Below are 15,718 nucleotides of genomic sequence, written 5' to 3' on the forward strand. Positions count from 1 at the left end.
TTCCATGGTTGATCCCGGCTGATGGACCAGACCAGACGGCTCGTCCTGTTCCTCGTACTGTCGGCGGTGGTGCTGTTCGGGTGGAACCTCATGTTCCCGCCCCCGCAGCCGGCCATCCGCCCCGCCGGCGCCGACAGCGCCACCGCGGCCGCGCCCGCCCCCACGGGGCCGGCCGCCGCGCCGCGCCTGGGCCCGGTGGCCTCGGCCGGCACCGCGCCCGAGCGCACGGTCACGGTGCGCTCGCCGCTGTACGAGTACCGCTTCAGCACCCGCGGCGCGGCGCTCAACGCGGCCACCCTGCTGCGCTTCGAGAGCTACGTGCAAAAGGACGGCAGCGTGCAGCTGGTTCCCCGCAGCGCGCGCGACGTGCTGGCGCACCGGCTGGTGGTGGGCCGCGACACGCTGGACTTCCGCAACGTCACCTTCGTCCCCAGCGCCGTCGGCATCGACCTGCGCGAGGGAGACTCGCCAAAGACGCTCACCTTCGTCTCGTCCAATCCGGGCCCCATCCGGCAGGAGGTCACCTACACCTTCCGCGCCGACGGCTACCTGGTGGACGTACAGGGGCGCTTCGCGGGCGCTCCGGCGGGCGCCCAACTGGTCACCGAGCTGGGCACCGGGCTGGCGCCGCACGACTCGCCCAAGCACGGCAGCGCACAGGAGCTGGCGTTCGTGGGGTGGGACCGCGAGAAGATCCGGCGCACCCCCATCCGCAAGGTGCAGCTTCCCGACACCACCGCCGGGCCGCTGGTGTGGACGGCCATCAAGGACCGCTACTTCCTGATCGCCCTGATCCAGGCCGGCCAGGGGCGGTTTTCGCGGCTGGAGATGGAGCCCGCGCGCGACGTCGTCTACAAGGTGGGCGACGAGACGACGTATTCGTCGCGGGCGCGCGGGCGGGTGGTGCAGGCGCTGCCGGCGGACGGCGCGTTCCGCATGCAGGCGTACCTGGGCCCGCAGGAGCACGGCCGCCTGGCCGCCGTGGGGCACGAGCTCGAAGAGGTGAACCCCTACGGCTACCGCTGGCTGCGCCCCGTGGTGCGGCCCATCGCCGCGGTGGTGCTGTGGGCGCTCAAGGCGCTGCACGACCTGGGGCTCAGCTACGGGTGGGTGCTCATCCTGTTCGGCATCATCGTGCGGCTGGCCACGTGGCCGCTGAACGCGCGGGCCATGCGCGCGCAGATGAAGAACATGGCCATCCAGCCGCAGCTGCAGGCGCGGATGAAGGAGGTGCAGGCAAAGCACGCGGGCGACCCCGCGCGGCTGAACCAGGAGATGATGAAGGTCTACTCCGAGCTGGGCGTCAGCCCCCTCTCCATGATGTCGGGATGCGTGCCGCTGCTCATCCCCATGCCCGTGCTCATCACGCTGTTCTTCGTCTTCCAGAGCGCCATCGAGTTCCGGGGGACCAGCTTTGGCTGGCTGCCGGACCTGTCGCTGCAGGACCCCTGGTACATCCTGCCGCTGTTCCTGATGGTGTCGATGTTCGGGCTGCAGTACGTGAGCACCAAGCTGAGCGGGATGGAGCAGAACGAGCAGACGCGGATGATGATGTACACCATGCCGCTGGTGATGGGCTTCGTGTTCTTCGTCATGCCGTCGGGGCTGAACCTGTACTACGCCTCGACCAACGTGGCCTCGTTCCCCCAGCAGGTGCTGATCGCCAACGAGCGGCGCCGCGCCACCGAAAAGCAGAAGGCGGAAGACGCGGCAAAGAAGGCCGCCCTTCGTCCCAACGCCGCCCCCGGAGCCCGCGGCAAGCGCCGCTGATCCAGGCCGGGATGGTTGATGAGAACGAAGCGCCCGCTCTCCGTCTGAGGGCGGGCGCTTTTGCTTTGTGCAACGGGCAAGGGCGAATGAATTCGCTGCAACAAACACACAAAGTCCGCCTTCGCGGGCTGTAGGGCTTGGGGTGAACCTCGGGCCTCCTGCGCGTGGCGGGGCTCGATGTGAAACCGGAGGCGCGCACGGCTGCCCGCCCCACCTCCACATCCTCCAGTCCGCGAAGGCGGCCTTCGTGGAGTCGTTGCAGCGAATTCATTCGCCCCTGCTTCCCTGAACCGAACTCCATCCGGACCCTCCCACCTTTCCCCGTTCCGTGCTTTCCCCCATCCTTCTCCGCATGTCCGTCTCTCCTCTTTCCGATGACACCATCGCCGCCATCGCGACGCCCGCCGGACGCGGCGCGGTGGCCCTGCTGCGCGTCTCCGGGCCGGACGCGCTCGTTGTCCTGCGGCGGATCGCGCCGGGGATCGGCGACGTCCAGCCGCGCACGCAGCGGCTGGCGGCACTGCGCCATCCCCAGAGCGGCGAGCTGCTGGACCGGGGGCTGGTGACGTACTTTGCCGCGCCCGCCAGCTACACGGGCGAGGACATGCTGGAGATCGCCACGCACGGCGGCGTGCTGACGCCGCAGCTGGTGCTGGACGCGCTGCTGGCCGCCGGCGCGCGCGCCGCGGGGCCGGGCGAGTTCACCCGCCGCGCGTACCTGAACGGCAAGCTGGACCTGCTGCAGGCCGAAGCCGTCGCCGACCTGATCGACGGGCGGTCGCGCGCGCTGCACCGCGCGGCCGTGCACCAGATGGAACGCGGCCTCTCGCGTCGCGTCTCGGAGCTGCGCGACGCCATCATCGGCACCGAGGCGCTCATCGCCTACTCCATCGACTTTCCCGAAGAGGACGAGCCGCCCGTTCCGCCCGCGCGCATCGTGGCCTCGGCCACGGACGTCATCGCCCGCATCGACACGCTGCTGGCCACCGCGCCCGAGGGCGAGTTGCTGCGCGAGGGGGCGCTCACCGTGCTGGCCGGCCGCCCCAACTCCGGCAAGTCGTCGTTGTTCAACGCGCTACTGGGAACGGAGCGCGCCATCGTCACCGACATCCCCGGCACCACCCGCGACGCCGTGGAGGCCTCCGTGTCCATCGATGGCTACCCGTTCCGCCTGGTGGACACGGCGGGGCTGCGCGAGACGATGGACCGGGTGGAGGGGATCGGGATCGAGGTGGCGCGCCGCTACCTTGCCGCCGCGGACCTGGTGCTGTTCTGCATTGAGCTGGGGCGCGAGGTGGATGCGGACGAGGCGTCGTTCATGGCTTCGGTGGATGCGGCGCGCCTCATCGTCGTCCGCACCAAGTCCGACCGTCAGCCGGATGCCGCCGCGGACGCAGATGAATCTGCCACCCTGACTGCCACCGTCTCCGCGACGACCGGCGCCGGGATCCCGGAGCTGCGGCGCGCGCTTCTATCGAAGGCGTTCGGCGGCATCTTGGGCGAGCCGGGCGAGGCGCCGCTGGTCACCCGCGAGCGGCACGCCCGCGCCCTCCGCGCCGCCCGCGACGAGCTCGCCGCCTTCCTGGCCGCCATGGACGACGGAGTGCCGATGGAGTTCGCCGCCACCCACCTTCGCGCGGCGGTCGGCGCGCTGGAGGACCTGGTGGGCGTCGTCAGCGTGGACGACGTGCTGGACCGCGTCTTCGGCACCTTCTGCGTCGGCAAATAGCCGCGGCTCTCCCCTGCCCCGCGTCGCCTGATCCAACCCCGGTAAAGGATCAATTCTCACGCAGAGGACGCAGAGGGGTTTCCTCTGTGGCCTCTGCGTCCTCTGGGTGCCACCCTTCTTTTCACGATCCGGCATGGGCCTCCGACCCGCGCAACGCCGCCTCGGAGGCGACGATCACTCCCGATCCAGAAATCACGCGTTCACCCGGCGCCGGGTGGAGCAGCGGGGGAAAATTACGCGCGAAATTCGCGTTTACCGCGTTTTGACCCCGCGGACGATGCGGTGGATTCCCCGCTTCGGGATCGCGCGGCTGTCGCGAACGTCGAAAGCCGGTTTTCTACGGGAGCTGTTCGGAAATTCAGCGGAGGATGGAGAACTCGCCTTCGGAGATGCCGTCGGGGGAGAACGGGATGGGATCGACGGAGGTGACCTGGGCCCCGGCCGGTCCCTCGGCCAGCGAGGTGGCCAGCAGGCGAAGCCGGTCGTCGGCGCCGCGCACGTGCACGGCCACGGAGCCATCCGGCAGGTTGCGCACCGTGCCGCTGACCCCCAGGCGAACGGCGAGGGAGCGGGCCCACCAGCGGTAGCCCACTCCCTGCACCCGGCCGGTCACGCGATACCCGGCCTCCGCCATGCCGTCAGTATTCCTGGTGGCTGGGCGGACGCTGCGTGGAGCCGCCGCCGGTGTACGCGCCGGTGCGGCCGCCCGTCGTTCCACCCATGGACCCGCCGCCCGCGCGCGGGGCGCCGCCGGTGGAGCCCCCGCCGGTGCGCGCGGCACCCCCGGTGCCCCCGCCCGTCCGCGACCCGCCGGACCCGGACCCGGCACCCTGCCCCAGCAGGCTGTCGAGCAGCGTGTTGACGAAGCCGGTGCTCTCCGAGCCGGCCTGGCTCAGGAAGCCGCGGGCGCCCTGCGCGATCCCCGCGCTCACCCCCGCCATCAGGGCGCTGCGCAGCTCGCTGCGCGCGCGGCCCCGGCGCGACTCGCCGAACTCGTCGTCGTCCTCGTCGTTGGCCGCCAGAAGAAAGCCGACGGCGAACGCAATGCCCAGCACCGGCAGCGGGTTGTCGCGCAGGCGGTCCAGCATGCCCCGCTTCTCGAGCGCGCTGCTGGCCCGCTCGCCCACGCTGCGCGCACGCTCACGGACGGTGCCCGCCGCGTCGCCCAGGTTGCCGGCCAGGTTGCGCACCGGCCCGCCCAGGTTGCCCGCGCGGTCGCGGACCGTGTCGGCCACGTCACGCACCTTGCCGGCGACGCCGCCGCCCGACTCGTGCCCGGCAAACTGCAGCCCGGAGTACTCGTCGCCGCCGCCGCTGTGCAGGCCGGTGTGCACCTGCGCGCTCCCCAGCCCGCGGTCGCCCATCGCGGCCGAGCCCGACGTGCCCGCGTTCAGGCCGCCGGCATCGCGCCCGCTCCCGCTCATGCCAGGTCCCGACGCGCCTGCTTGATCTCGCTCTGCAGCCATTGCTTGTCCTCCTTGAGGGTCTCCAGGGTGCGGGTCGGCGCCACCTCTTCGTGCTTGAGCTTCTTCAGGCTGCTCATTGCGAGGATGCCGCCCGCCAGCAGAAACAGGACGCCCACGATCAGCGCGCCCAGCCAGTAGTTGTCCAGCGCGTCGCCCACGGCCACCACCAGGAACGCGATCAGCACGATCGCGCCCACCAGCGCCAGAATGCCGCCCACCGCCACCATCGCGGCGTCGCGCGCCACGCTCTTGACGTTGGACTTGAGCTCCGCCTTGGCGAGGGTCATCTCCTGGCGGACGAGCGTGGCGCTGTCCGTCGCCAGCTGCCGGAAAAGGTCGCCCAGCGCGGGATCACCGCCGCCCGCGGCGCGGCCGTCGTCGGCCCGGCCCGGGGTTACGTTCAGGTCCGCCATTGTGCCCTCTCCCTTCGGTTAGCGCAGGGCCTTGCCGGCCACGAACCCGGCGCCCACCGCCAGGAGCAGCATGCTCAGCGGACGGGTGGCCACCAGCCCGCCCAGCTCGCGCTGCAGCGAGGTGACGTCGTTGTCGCGCAGGAACCGCGCAACGCTCTCCAGCGTGTCGGCCGCGGTGTGGCCGTAGGTGTTGGCCCGCTCGCCCAGCCCCTTCTTGGGGATCAGCCCCGCCACCGAGTCTACCTTCTCGGCCACGTTCTCCAGCTGCTCGGCCGCCTGGTCCATCAGGTTGTCGGCGCGCTCCTGAAGCTCCTCAAGCCCGCCCACGCGGTTGGTGCCGCCCGCCATGGTCCCCGTGCCGCCGGTCGAGGCGCCGGTGGATCCGGCCGCCGTAGAACCGCCAAGGCCGCCGCCCATGGAGCCTGTGGTGCTCCCGGTGCCGCCGCCCGTGGACCCGAGTCCGCCACCGGTGGAACCCAGCCCGCTTCCGGTTCCGCCACCCGCAGTCCCGCTGTTGCGATCATCCTGCATCTACCCCTCCCTGTTGCTGGTTCCCAATGTTGGGGTCACGCCGGGGTGCAACAGGTATGCCAAGGGTGGATGTGCGGGAGTGCGTGAGTGCGTGAGTGCGGGAGTGCGTGAGTGCGGGAGTGCGTGAGTGCCGAGTGCCGAGTGCCGAGTGGCGAGTGCCGAGTAAGGCTCAGCCCGCTATTCCCTATTCCCTGTTCCCTATTCCCTGAGATGTTCCACGTGGAACACTCCCCCAACCTCGATGTACAGGACCGCATCCGCGGAGGCGCGTACTCTCGCACTTCCGCACTCTCGCACTTTCGCACCGCAGTCCCTTGGAAACGCGCTACGATGTGATCGTGATCGGCGGCGGGCACGCCGGCGTGGAGGCGGCGGCGGCGTCCGCACGCATCGGCGCGCGTACGCTGATGGTCACGCCCAACCTCGAGGGGATCGGCCAGATGAGCTGCAACCCCGCCATCGGGGGGGTGGCCAAGGGCACCGTCGTGCGCGAAGTCGACGCGCTGGGCGGGGTGATGGGGATGGCGACGGACCGCGCCCGCATCCAGTTCCGCATGCTCAACCGCTCCAAGGGGCCGGCGGTGTGGGCCCCGCGCGCGCAGTGCGACCGCGGCCTGTACCCCCGCGCCGCACGCGCGCTGCTGGAGCGGCTCCCCAACCTGCACTTTGTCCAGGGGATGGTGGGGGCGCTGGTGATGGAGGGCGGGCGCGTCGCGGGGGTGCGCACGGAGTCGGGCTACACGTTCCACGCACGCTCCGTGGTCCTTACCGCGGGCACCTTTCTGCGCGGCCGCATTCACGTGGGCCTGTCCGCCTCCGTCCCCGCAGGGCGCGCGGGAGACCCGCCGTCCGTGCGCCTGGCGGAGCAGATGGAGGCGCTGGGGATGGAGGTGGCGCGCTTCAAGACGGGGACGCCGCCCCGCATCGACGGGCGCTCGGTGGATTACTCCAGGACGGAAGTGCAGCCGGGCGAGAACCCCGACTACCGCCTTTCCGTCTGGGAGCGCGCGCCCCTGCTGCCGCAGCTTCCCTGCTGGATCACGTGGACGGGCGAGCCGCTGCGCGACATCGTGCACGGCCACCTGCACGACTCGGCGCTGTACGGGGGCGAGATCTCGGGCCGCGGACCCCGCTACTGCCCTTCCATCGAGGACAAGATCGTCAAGTTCCCGGATGCTCCGCGCCACCAGGTTTTCCTGGAGCCGGAGGGGCTGGAGACGACGGAGCTGTACGTGAACGGCCTTTCCACCTCGCTTCCCGGCGAGGTGCAGCTGCGGATGCTGCGCAGCATTCCGGGGCTGGAGAACGTGCGGATGACCAAGGTGGGGTACGCCATCGAGTACGACTATTACCCCCCGCACCAGCTGCGTCCGTCGCTGGAGTGCAAGGCGCTCGACGGGTTGTTCCTGGCCGGCCAGGTGAACGGGACCACGGGATACGAAGAGGCCGCCGGGCAGGGCGTGGTCGCCGGCGCCAACGCCGCCTTTGCCGCGCTGGGCCGCGAGCCGCTGATGCTGGAGCGCGACCAGGCGTTCGTGGGCGTGCTGGTCGACGACCTGGTCACCAAGGGAACCGACGAGCCCTACCGCCTGTTCACCAGCCGCGCGGAGTTCCGCCTTACGCTGCGGCAGGACAACGCCCTGCAGCGGCTGGGCCCGCTGGCGGCGGATCGGGGGCTGCTGACGGACGCGCAGAAGGCCACGCTGGAGCAGCGGCTGCGGCTGGCCGAAGAGGTGGATCGCTGGCTGCGGAATACGAACGCCAGCCCCGCGCAGGCCAACCCGGTGCTGCAGGCCGCGGACTCGCCCCCGCTCCGCGAGCCGACGCGGCTCTCCGTGCTGGTGCGGCGCCCCAACGTCGCCGCGCGGGAGCTGATCGACGCGGTGGGCGGCGGTCCGGAGGCGGAGGAGCACCTGCTGGATGCCGTGCTGACGACGGCGGAGATGGAGTTGCGGTACGAGGGCTACCTGCTAAAGGAGCGCGCCCGGGCCGAGACGCTGCGGAGGCAGGCGGACTTTCCCCTGCCGGACGTGCTTCCCTACCCCGAGCTGGCGTCGCTCTCGTTCGAAGCGCGCCAGAAACTGGACCGCATTCGCCCCGCGACGCTGGCCCAGGCCGCCCGCATCCCCGGCGTGAGCCCCAGCGACCTGCAGAACCTGGTGATGGAGGTGCGAAAGCGCCGCGACCGGGCCCCAGCCGCTGCGGCGGCGGATCCGGCCTGAGCGCGACGGTCGGCCGCCGAGTTTCCGAATATAGACCGAACAAACACGGCTTTCGAGATTCGCGTATATCACGCGATCTCCACCTGCCGAATCCACCGGGCCGTTCGGAGGACTGAAATGCGGCTAATGCGATTTACACGCGAAATCGCCGTTCACAGTCCCACAAAGCGTGCCGGGACCCGCCCGAAGCGGTAGCAGTGTGATGCCGGACGTGGAGAACTGATCTGAAAGTCATCCGTGTGTTCCACGTGGAACACTGCTCCACATTCACTTCCGCACTTCCGCACTTCCGCACTTCCGCACTTCCGCACTCTTCTCCTTTCCTCACGCGCACGCGCGCGCGTATATTCCTTCCGCACCCCACCCATTCCCATCCGTGAGGACGAGCGTGTCGCGCATCATCGCCATCGCAAACCAGAAGGGCGGCGTCGGCAAGACGACTACGGCGATCAACCTGGGCGCCTGCCTGGCGGTCGCCGAGAAAAAGACGCTCGTCATCGACATGGACCCGCAGGGCAACGCCACCAGCGGCCTGGGCGTGGACAAGGACGAGGTGGAGCGCTCCATCTACGACGTGCTCATCGACGGGATGACGGCGGCCGACGCCGTGATCCCGCAGGTCCACTTTCCGTGCCTGGACGTGCTCCCCGCCACCCGCGACCTGGTCGGTGCCGAGGTGGAGCTGGTGAACCGCAAGGGGCGCGAGAACATTCTGCGGGCGGCGCTGGACAGCGTGCGCGACCAGTACGAGTACGTGCTCATCGACTGCCCGCCCTCCCTGGGCCTGCTGACGCTGAACACCCTGGCCGCGGCCGACTCGGTGCTCATCCCCATCCAGTGCGAGTTCTACGCGCTCGAGGGGCTGTCGCAGCTGCTGAACACGGTGACCATCGTTCAGAAGAACCTGAACCCAGCGCTGCAGATCGAGGGCGTGCTGCTGACGATGTTCGACAGTCGCCTGAACTTGTCGCGGCAGGTGGCCGACGAGGCCAAGGAGTACTTCGGGCCCAAGGTCTACCGCACCACCATCCCCCGCAACGTGCGGATCGCCGAGGCGCCCAGCTTTGGCAAGCCCATCGTGCTGTACGACGTGATGTCGGTGGGTGCCAAGAGCTACCTGGCGCTGGCCAAGGAGCTCATCGCGCGCAAGGGCCGCAAGGCCGCCGCCGCGCCGGCGGAGCCCACCTCCGTCGCGGCGGGGGAATAGCCCATGGCCGTCAGCAAGAAGCCCCGGCTGGGCAAGGGCCTGAGCGCGCTGCTGGGCGAGTACACGCAGGAGCCGGCCGCGGCGCCGGGCGAGCCGGTGACCACCGTCCCCACCTCGCGCATCGCCCCCAACCCGTTTCAGCCGCGCCGCGAGTTCACCCCCGAGCAGCTGGCGGAGCTGGAGGAGTCCATCCGCCAGAACGGGCTGCTGCAGCCGCTGGTGGTGCGCCCCGCGCGCGACGGCACGGTGGTGGGGGCCGAGTGGGAGCTGGTGGCGGGCGAGCGCCGCTGGCGGGCCGTGCGCCGGCTGGGGTGGACCGACGTGCCGGTGGTGGTGCGCGACATCGACGACCGGGCCATGCTGGTGCTGGCCATCGTCGAGAACGTGCAGCGGGCGGACCTGTCGCCGCTGGAAGAGGCCACGGCGTACAAGCGGCTGATGGACGACTTCGACTTCACGCAGGCCGAGGTGGCCGAGAGCGTGGGGCGGGAGCGGTCGACCGTGGCCAACCTGCTGCGCCTGCTTTCCCTTCCCCCGTCCGTGCACCGGCTGCTGGACGAGGGCAAGCTGCTGATGGGCCACGCCCGCGCGCTCCTCGGCCTGCAGGACGAGCGCGAGATCGCGGATCTGGCGCGCGTGGCCGCCGATTCGGGGATGACCGTCCGCGCGGTGGAAGAGCGCGTCCGCGACCGCCGTCCCGCGCCCAAGCCGGCGGACGCCCCCGAGCCCCCCACCCGCGCCGACGCGCACGTCCGGCACCTCGAGGTGGAGCTGCAGCGCGCGTTCGGCACGCAGGTGCGCATTCGCGTGCAGGGAAACAACGCCGGACGCATCGAGATCCCGTTTTTGAACGCGGACGACTTCGACCGCGTGCTTGAGCAGCTGCTGGGCCCGGACGCCAGGAGATAGTGCGTGAGTGCGGGAGTGCGTCAGTGCGGAAGTGATCCCGCCGCGACCACTCACGCACTAACGCACTCACGCACTAACGCACTTTTGATTCAAGATGGCGCCTGACGACCGGCAGATGACCTTCATCTGGATTCCGCACGGCCGCGACCCCGGCAGCACCCGCTCGTACGAGGTGAGCTATCGCCGCGTAAGGGCGCTGCTGATCGGGGGCGGGGTGCTGGCGTTCGTGCTGCTGATGATGGCCGGGTCGTGGCTGTGGCTGGCGGCGCAGGCGGGGCGCGTTCCCGGCCTGACGGCCGAGGTGCGGGAGCTGCGCCGCGACCGCGTAAAGATGCGCGAGCTGGGGCAGACGGTGGAGCACCTGTCCACCGAATACGCCAAGGTGCGCGCCATGCTGGGCGCCGACTCCACCCTGCTCCCCGCCATCGTCGACAGCACGGCCGCGGGCGCGGCGGTAGACAGTGTGCGGGCAGATTCGGCGGCCGGCGAGAAGAGCACGGCGGCGCGGCAGCGCTCTTCCCTGCCCCGCGGCTGGCCGCTGGCGGCGCGGGGGTTCGTGACGCGCGGGCACCTGGCGCGCATCCGCGGCAGCCATCCGGGCATGGACATCGCGGTGGCGTCGGGCTCGCGCATCCTGGCCAGCGGCGGCGGCACCGTGGCCGAGGTGGGCGAAGACAGCGTGTACGGGCGCTTCGTGCGCATCGCCCACCCGGACGGGTACGAGTCGCTGTACGCCCACGCGTCGTCGCTGCTGGTGCGCGCCAGGGAGCGGGTGCCGGAGGGGCGCGTGATCGCGCTCAGCGGCAGCACGGGGGTGTCCACGGCGCCGCACCTGCACTTCGAGATTCGCAAGGACGGGCGGCCGGTGGACCCCAGCGCCCTGATCCACAACCCGAACTGAAGACGGAAATGCTGGGAGGGAAGAAGAGCGAGGCCGTGCTGCCGCGGGGCGTGTCCGGCGAGGCGTCCATCTCCATCATCGGGCCGGGGATGAACATCATCGGCAACCTGAGCACCGACGGCACCGTCCGGGTGGAGGGGCGCATCGAAGGCACCGTGCGCGCCGGCAAGGCGGTGCTCATCGGCAAGGGGGGCGAGGTGGTGGGCGACATCCTTACCCAGGACGCCGTCATCGGAGGCCGGGTGCACGGGACGATCCTGGCCGAGAGCCGGCTGGAGATCCAGTCGACCAGCGTGATCGACGGGCAGATCCGCGTGCGTACCGGGCACCTGGTGGTGGAGGAGGGTGCGGTGCACAACGGGCAAACGCAGATGCTGGACGGCAGCGAGGCGCTGGCCCTTCCCGCCCCGCCGCGCGTGGATAACTCCCCACAATCGTAGGGTTTATCCACACCTTGAACAAAAGCAGCCAAGTCATTGTGCATCAACGACTTGGCTGTTTTCCACAACCCAGGGGCCCGGTTTTCCACCCGAGTTCTCCACAAGTTTGTGGATACGACCCGCAACCCGTTCCCAACGTGGACTTTCGCTCTCTGGTCACCTACCTGGACGGCTACCTGCGCCTTGCGGAAGTGCCGGACTACCCCAACGCGGTCAACGGGCTGCAGGTGGATTCCGGGCGCGCTGAGGTGCGGCGGATCGCCGTGGCGGTGGACGCGGTGCAGCACACGATCGATGCGGCGGTGCGCCAGGGCGCGGACCTGCTGCTGGTGCACCACGGGCTGTTCTGGGACGGCAACCAGCCCGTCACCGCCCGCCGCTACCGCCGGCTCAAGGCGCTGCTGGACGCCGGCCTGCCCCTGTACTCGGCCCACCTGCCGCTGGACGTGCACCCCGAGGTGGGGAACAACGCGGTGCTTGCGCGCGAGCTGGGGGTGGAGATCCGCGGCGCGTTCGGCGAGTACAAGGGCTTTCCCGTGGGGGTGTGGGGCGAAATCGACATCCGCCGCGAGGCGCTGTGCGCGCGGCTGGACGCGTTGCTGGGCGGACGGGTAAAGCTGGTGCCCGGCGGGCCCGAGCACGTCCGCCGCGTGGGGGTCATCACCGGGGGCGCCGGCGGCGAGGCGCTGGCGGCGGCCAAGGCCGGGCTGGACGCGTACGTCAGCGGCGAGGGGGCGCACCACAACTTCTTCGACGCGGAGGAGGGGGGAATCAACCTGCTGCTGGGGGGGCACTACGCCACGGAGACGTTCGGTGTACGCGCGCTGGGGCGGCACCTGGAGGAGAAGTTCGGGATCGAGTGGACCTTTATCGATCACCCGACGGGCCTGTAAGACTCGCCCACGAGAAGAGCGCTGATCGGGGGGCTCTGGCGCGAGAGGCCGCCCGTTTCCGAAGGAGATTCTTCGGTCGGCGCTCTGGCCTTCGAGGGTAAAGACGGTCTAAGCGCGGCGCCTCCCTCAGAATGACAGTGGGCGACCAGTGAACGGCCGTTTGGCTATCCACCGTGTTCGCGAACCACCGTTTATTTATCTGCCGATTCCTCCTCGGCAGGCTCCTTCTCGTCGCCCTCGGTGACGCCGTCCAGCGCGCAGCGCTCGGCGAACAGGTCGCGCTCCACGACTTCGTTCCAGACCTCGCGCACCGGCTCCGTGTGGACCAGGTCCACCAGCGCGGGATCGAACTGCGATGCGGTGCCCTCTCGCAGCGCCTCGAGGGCGCGGTCCAGGGGCATGGCGTCGCGGTACTTGCGCGGCTGCGTCATGGCGTCGAACGCGTCCGCGACGGCGATGATGCGGGCGCCAAGGGGAATGTCGAGGTCGTGCAGCCCCTCGGGATACCCGCTGCCGTCCCAGCACTCGTGGTGCGACGAGACGATCCGCATGATCCCCGGGTGCTCCGTCTCAAGCGGCTCCAGGATGTGGGCGCTCTCGTGCGGATGGTTCTTGATCTCGGCGCGCTGTTCCCTGGTCAGTGGCGTGCGCGAGTGCACGATGTGAAAGAAGCGGTCGTCGATCTTGCCCATGTCGTGCAGCAGCGCGGCTACGCGCAGGGTGCGCAGCTCCGCGCCGCGCATTCCCGCCGCTTCCGCCAGTGCGTAGCTCAGGTCCGCCACGCGGCGGCTGTGGCGCGCGGTCACCGGGTCGCCGGCGTACAGGGCGTTCAGCAGCAGGTCCACCATCCCCCGGTGCAGCCGGCGGGTGATCCGCCGCCGCCGCGCCGCATCCACCATCCACGCCGCCCACACCAGCCCGGCGGAAGCCGTCGCGACTCCCGCCAGGCGCCACATCGCGTCCTCTTCACCACTTCTCGGCATCCGGCGTGACATCCCAGGGTTTCCGTTCGCACGTTGGCCCCGCCACATCTGCACGGAGCAAGCCACGCCCCGGCGGGGCCCCGCATCGCATTCTCCTCGTTTTCGTGCGTGCCCCCGAGCTGGGCCGAGTCAAGACGCGCCTTGCGGCGTCCATCGGCGGACGTGCGGCGCTCCGCGTCTACAAGCGATTGGCGGAGCACACGTTGGCCCAGGCGCGCGCGCTGGCCGCGGAGGGCGTGGAGGTGCGCATCCACTACGCGCCCGCCGACGCGGGTGCGGCGGTGCGCGCGTGGCTGGGCGAGGGGTCCGTCTACCTTCCGCAGGCGGAGGGGGACCTGGGGATGCGGATGGGGGATGCGTTCGCGCGCGCCTTTGCGGACGGTGCCGATCGCGTGGTGATCGTGGGATCGGACCTGCCGGAGATCAGCGCGCCCCTGCTGCGCCGCGCCTTCCATCTGCTGGATGGATGCCCCGCCGTGGTCGGCCCCGCACGGGACGGGGGATACTACCTGCTGGGGATGACGGGGATGATCGGCGGCGTCTTCGAAGGCATCGAATGGAGCACGCCCGGTGTGCTCGCGGCCACGCTGGACCGTCTGCGCGCGGCGGGGGTGCAGCCGGCGATGCTGGACACGCTTGCGGACGTGGACACGGCGGAGGACCTGCCGCCCGGGTGGGCCGAGGACGGCATGCGGGACGGGTAGTACGCACACCGGAAAGAGACCCGCGTCCCCGCGCTCACCTCGATCGCGGTGGTGGCGGATGGTTCTCGGGACCGCGCATCAGGGGGTGCGTACCGCCTGTTGCCATGTGCCGCGGAGGTCATCGTGCGATCCGCATCCCCCGCCAAAAACGCGGATGGCCCCCTGCCGCATCCCATCTCTCTCGCGTTCCCGGCAGTTCACGCCGGCTCGTGCCTCGTCGGCCGGCGCGCCAGGGTGTCAACTGACCTCGATCACGCCTGGATCGTGGAGCCGAGGAAACGGCACGAGAAAACTCGTCGTTGCCGGCTATTCCCTATTACCTATTCCCTGTCAGGGCCCGGCTACGACGACTGCTGCGGGTCCGGCGTCCCGTCGTCGTCGCCGCGGCGGAGCATGCGGACCGCCAGCCCCAGCAGGCCGATGGGGACGACGACGGCGGCGGTGGCGGCCAGGGAGGCGACGTGCGGCCGGTCCAGCGCGCGCAGGGCGAACTTCATCTGCCGCGTGAGCGCCGCGGCCCGCTCCAGCGCATCCGGCGGCGCGTGCGTGGGCACTCCCCAGTCGAAGTCGACCAGGCGCTCCAGGTAGCCCTGCTCCACGCACCCCTCCAGGCTGAACACGTGGATGTCGCGCGTGTGGCGGCGCGTAAGCCGCAGGTCGCGCGTGAACTCGTCCCAGGTAAGCGGCGGCGGCGGGTCCAGCCCCTCTTCCACCCCGCCGCCCGTCACGCCCACCGCCACCGCGGGAAAGTGCCGCGCGTAGAAGTCCAGGAACCCCTCCCCGTACGGCCGCACGAAGCTGGTGTACAGCATCGCGATCTCGCGGTCCACGTGCAGGTCGATCATCCCGGTGATGCGCTGCAGCACCTCCGTACCCGCCTCGCGCTCCGTGTGGATGAACGGAAACACGTACGCGTCCACGGGATAGCCGTCCGCGTGAATGCGCGCCACCAGCCCCTGGTACATCTCGCGGTTGCGGCGGATGCAGCGAAAGATGCGCGGAATGGCGCGCAGCACCGCCAGCGGCCGCTGCCGCACCATGCGTACCTCGTCGATGTTGGGCTCGATGTCGATGCCCACGCGCGACCAGCGCAGCCGGTGCGCACGCGTCCAGGCGATGAAGTCGCCGTAGCGCTCCCACGCGTCGGTGGCGTTGTGCGCGTTGAACCAGTAGCCGCTTTCCTCCGGCAGCAGCAGCCACGCCGCCACCGGCACCCCGGCCGCGCTCAGCTGCCGCGCCACCTGGGCCCGCTCGCGGCTCAGGTCCACCAGCCCGATGGTGACCGTTGCCCCCAGCTTCTTGAGCAGCGGGATGAGCGTCTCGTCCTGGAACAGACGCACCAGCTCCGGGCCCCGCAGCTCGCAGAAGAACGAGAGCGTGGGCCACCCGCCCTCGTCCCGCGCTTGCGTGCGCCGATCGGAGTCGCGCTTTGCCTTGCGCCGGTCGGCATTCGGCCAGGGGAGCAGGTCCAGAGCAGACACGGGCTTCCGGTGAATCGGAGGATGGTTGACGGCCGCAGTGCGTGGGGGCAACGCGCGTGCCGCTTCTGC

The 15,718-nt window shown here is 70.4% G+C and carries 15 protein-coding genes; 9 read left to right on the forward strand and 6 right to left on the reverse strand.

The features are described 5' to 3' along the window. The first annotated feature begins 21 nt into the window (after window positions 1–21). Together yidC and mnmE are read left to right on the forward strand one after the other, a co-directional pair. Window positions 22–1,770, forward strand: coding sequence for a membrane protein insertase YidC (gene yidC, locus VGC13_RS16280; RefSeq protein ID WP_331126331.1), 1,749 nt, complete (start codon window positions 22–24; stop codon window positions 1,768–1,770). Window positions 1,771–2,122: 352 nt separating this feature from the next. Then, the gene (gene mnmE, locus VGC13_RS16285; protein ID WP_331126332.1) at window positions 2,123–3,499 is read left to right on the forward strand and encodes a tRNA uridine-5-carboxymethylaminomethyl(34) synthesis GTPase MnmE; all 1,377 of its coding nucleotides are present in this window, start codon (window positions 2,123–2,125) and stop codon (window positions 3,497–3,499) included. A 358-nt stretch (window positions 3,500–3,857) separates the two neighbouring features. Here mnmE and VGC13_RS16290 read toward each other — a convergent pair whose 3' ends face one another. From VGC13_RS16290 to VGC13_RS16305, 4 genes are read right to left on the reverse strand one after another with little or no spacing between them, the layout of a single operon-like run. Then, window positions 3,858–4,133 carry an acylphosphatase gene (locus tag VGC13_RS16290; RefSeq protein ID WP_331126333.1) on the reverse strand — a complete coding sequence of 92 codons (276 nt, stop codon included), beginning with the start codon at window positions 4,131–4,133 and terminating at the stop codon, window positions 3,858–3,860. Between the two features lie 4 nt (window positions 4,134–4,137). Next, a complete protein-coding gene (locus tag VGC13_RS16295; protein ID WP_331126334.1) occupies window positions 4,138–4,923 on the reverse strand; it encodes a hypothetical protein in 786 nt (261 codons plus the stop codon). Next, window positions 4,920–5,378 carry a phage holin family protein gene (locus VGC13_RS16300; RefSeq protein ID WP_331126335.1) on the reverse strand — a complete coding sequence of 153 codons (459 nt, stop codon included), beginning with the start codon at window positions 5,376–5,378 and terminating at the stop codon, window positions 4,920–4,922. Before VGC13_RS16300 ends, VGC13_RS16295 begins: the two co-directional genes overlap by 4 nt. Window positions 5,379–5,396: 18 nt before the next feature. Beyond that, window positions 5,397–5,795: a hypothetical protein gene (locus VGC13_RS16305; protein ID WP_331126336.1), complete on the reverse strand. Its 399-nt coding sequence runs from the start codon at window positions 5,793–5,795 to the stop codon at window positions 5,397–5,399. Window positions 5,796–6,223: 428 nt separating this feature from the next. Between VGC13_RS16305 and mnmG the strand changes: the two genes are divergently transcribed. The 6 genes from mnmG to VGC13_RS16335 all read left to right on the forward strand — a co-directional run bounded on the left by mnmG (window position 6,224) and on the right by VGC13_RS16335 (window position 12,481). After that, a complete protein-coding gene (mnmG, locus tag VGC13_RS16310; protein ID WP_331126337.1) occupies window positions 6,224–8,131 on the forward strand; it encodes a tRNA uridine-5-carboxymethylaminomethyl(34) synthesis enzyme MnmG in 1,908 nt (635 codons plus the stop codon). Window positions 8,132–8,519: 388 nt separating this feature from the next. Beyond that, window positions 8,520–9,338, forward strand: a complete 819-nt coding sequence (locus VGC13_RS16315; protein ID WP_331126338.1) for an AAA family ATPase — start codon at window positions 8,520–8,522, stop codon at window positions 9,336–9,338. Between the two features lie 3 nt (window positions 9,339–9,341). Next, the gene (locus tag VGC13_RS16320; RefSeq protein ID WP_331126339.1) at window positions 9,342–10,247 is read left to right on the forward strand and encodes a ParB/RepB/Spo0J family partition protein; all 906 of its coding nucleotides are present in this window, start codon (window positions 9,342–9,344) and stop codon (window positions 10,245–10,247) included. A gap of 94 nt (window positions 10,248–10,341) precedes the next feature. Further along, window positions 10,342–11,148, forward strand: coding sequence for a M23 family metallopeptidase (locus VGC13_RS16325; protein WP_331126340.1), 807 nt, complete (start codon window positions 10,342–10,344; stop codon window positions 11,146–11,148). An 8-nt stretch (window positions 11,149–11,156) separates the two neighbouring features. Then, entirely contained in the window at window positions 11,157–11,588 is a 432-nt protein-coding gene (locus VGC13_RS16330; RefSeq protein WP_331126341.1) for a polymer-forming cytoskeletal protein, read from the forward strand. 137 nt (window positions 11,589–11,725) lie between these two features. Further along, window positions 11,726–12,481: a Nif3-like dinuclear metal center hexameric protein gene (locus VGC13_RS16335; RefSeq protein WP_331126342.1), complete on the forward strand. Its 756-nt coding sequence runs from the start codon at window positions 11,726–11,728 to the stop codon at window positions 12,479–12,481. Between the two features lie 191 nt (window positions 12,482–12,672). On the opposite strand, the gene VGC13_RS16340 is transcribed toward VGC13_RS16335, so the two are convergent. Next, entirely contained in the window at window positions 12,673–13,464 is a 792-nt protein-coding gene (locus VGC13_RS16340; RefSeq protein WP_331126343.1) for an HD-GYP domain-containing protein, read from the reverse strand. A gap of 104 nt (window positions 13,465–13,568) precedes the next feature. Here VGC13_RS16340 and VGC13_RS16345 point away from each other — a divergent pair, with 104 nt between their 5' ends. Further along, window positions 13,569–14,168, forward strand: coding sequence for a TIGR04282 family arsenosugar biosynthesis glycosyltransferase (locus tag VGC13_RS16345; RefSeq protein WP_331126344.1), 600 nt, complete (start codon window positions 13,569–13,571; stop codon window positions 14,166–14,168). A 341-nt stretch (window positions 14,169–14,509) separates the two neighbouring features. Here VGC13_RS16345 and VGC13_RS16350 read toward each other — a convergent pair whose 3' ends face one another. Then, window positions 14,510–15,649 carry a hypothetical protein gene (locus VGC13_RS16350; protein WP_331126345.1) on the reverse strand — a complete coding sequence of 380 codons (1,140 nt, stop codon included), beginning with the start codon at window positions 15,647–15,649 and terminating at the stop codon, window positions 14,510–14,512. Window positions 15,650–15,718: the final 69 nt, after the last annotated feature.

This window comes from Longimicrobium sp. (genome assembly GCF_036399255.1).
In the GTDB taxonomy this organism is placed as follows: domain Bacteria; phylum Gemmatimonadota; class Gemmatimonadetes; order Longimicrobiales; family Longimicrobiaceae; genus Longimicrobium.

Coding starts and splice junctions, on each gene's coding strand:
- VGC13_RS16295 (WP_331126334.1), bottom strand. CDS start 4,923: ATGAGCGGGAGCGGGCGCGATGCCGGCGGCCTGAACGCGGGCACGTCG.
- VGC13_RS16325 (WP_331126340.1), top strand. CDS start 10,342: ATGGCGCCTGACGACCGGCAGATGACCTTCATCTGGATTCCGCACGGC.
- VGC13_RS16330 (WP_331126341.1), top strand. CDS start 11,157: ATGCTGGGAGGGAAGAAGAGCGAGGCCGTGCTGCCGCGGGGCGTGTCC.
- yidC (WP_331126331.1), top strand. CDS start 22: ATGGACCAGACCAGACGGCTCGTCCTGTTCCTCGTACTGTCGGCGGTG.
- VGC13_RS16340 (WP_331126343.1), bottom strand. CDS start 13,464: ATGCCGAGAAGTGGTGAAGAGGACGCGATGTGGCGCCTGGCGGGAGTC.
- VGC13_RS16300 (WP_331126335.1), bottom strand. CDS start 5,378: ATGGCGGACCTGAACGTAACCCCGGGCCGGGCCGACGACGGCCGCGCC.
- mnmE (WP_331126332.1), top strand. CDS start 2,123: ATGTCCGTCTCTCCTCTTTCCGATGACACCATCGCCGCCATCGCGACG.
- VGC13_RS16290 (WP_331126333.1), bottom strand. CDS start 4,133: ATGGCGGAGGCCGGGTATCGCGTGACCGGCCGGGTGCAGGGAGTGGGC.
- VGC13_RS16320 (WP_331126339.1), top strand. CDS start 9,342: ATGGCCGTCAGCAAGAAGCCCCGGCTGGGCAAGGGCCTGAGCGCGCTG.
- VGC13_RS16305 (WP_331126336.1), bottom strand. CDS start 5,795: ATGGGCGGCGGCCTTGGCGGTTCTACGGCGGCCGGATCCACCGGCGCC.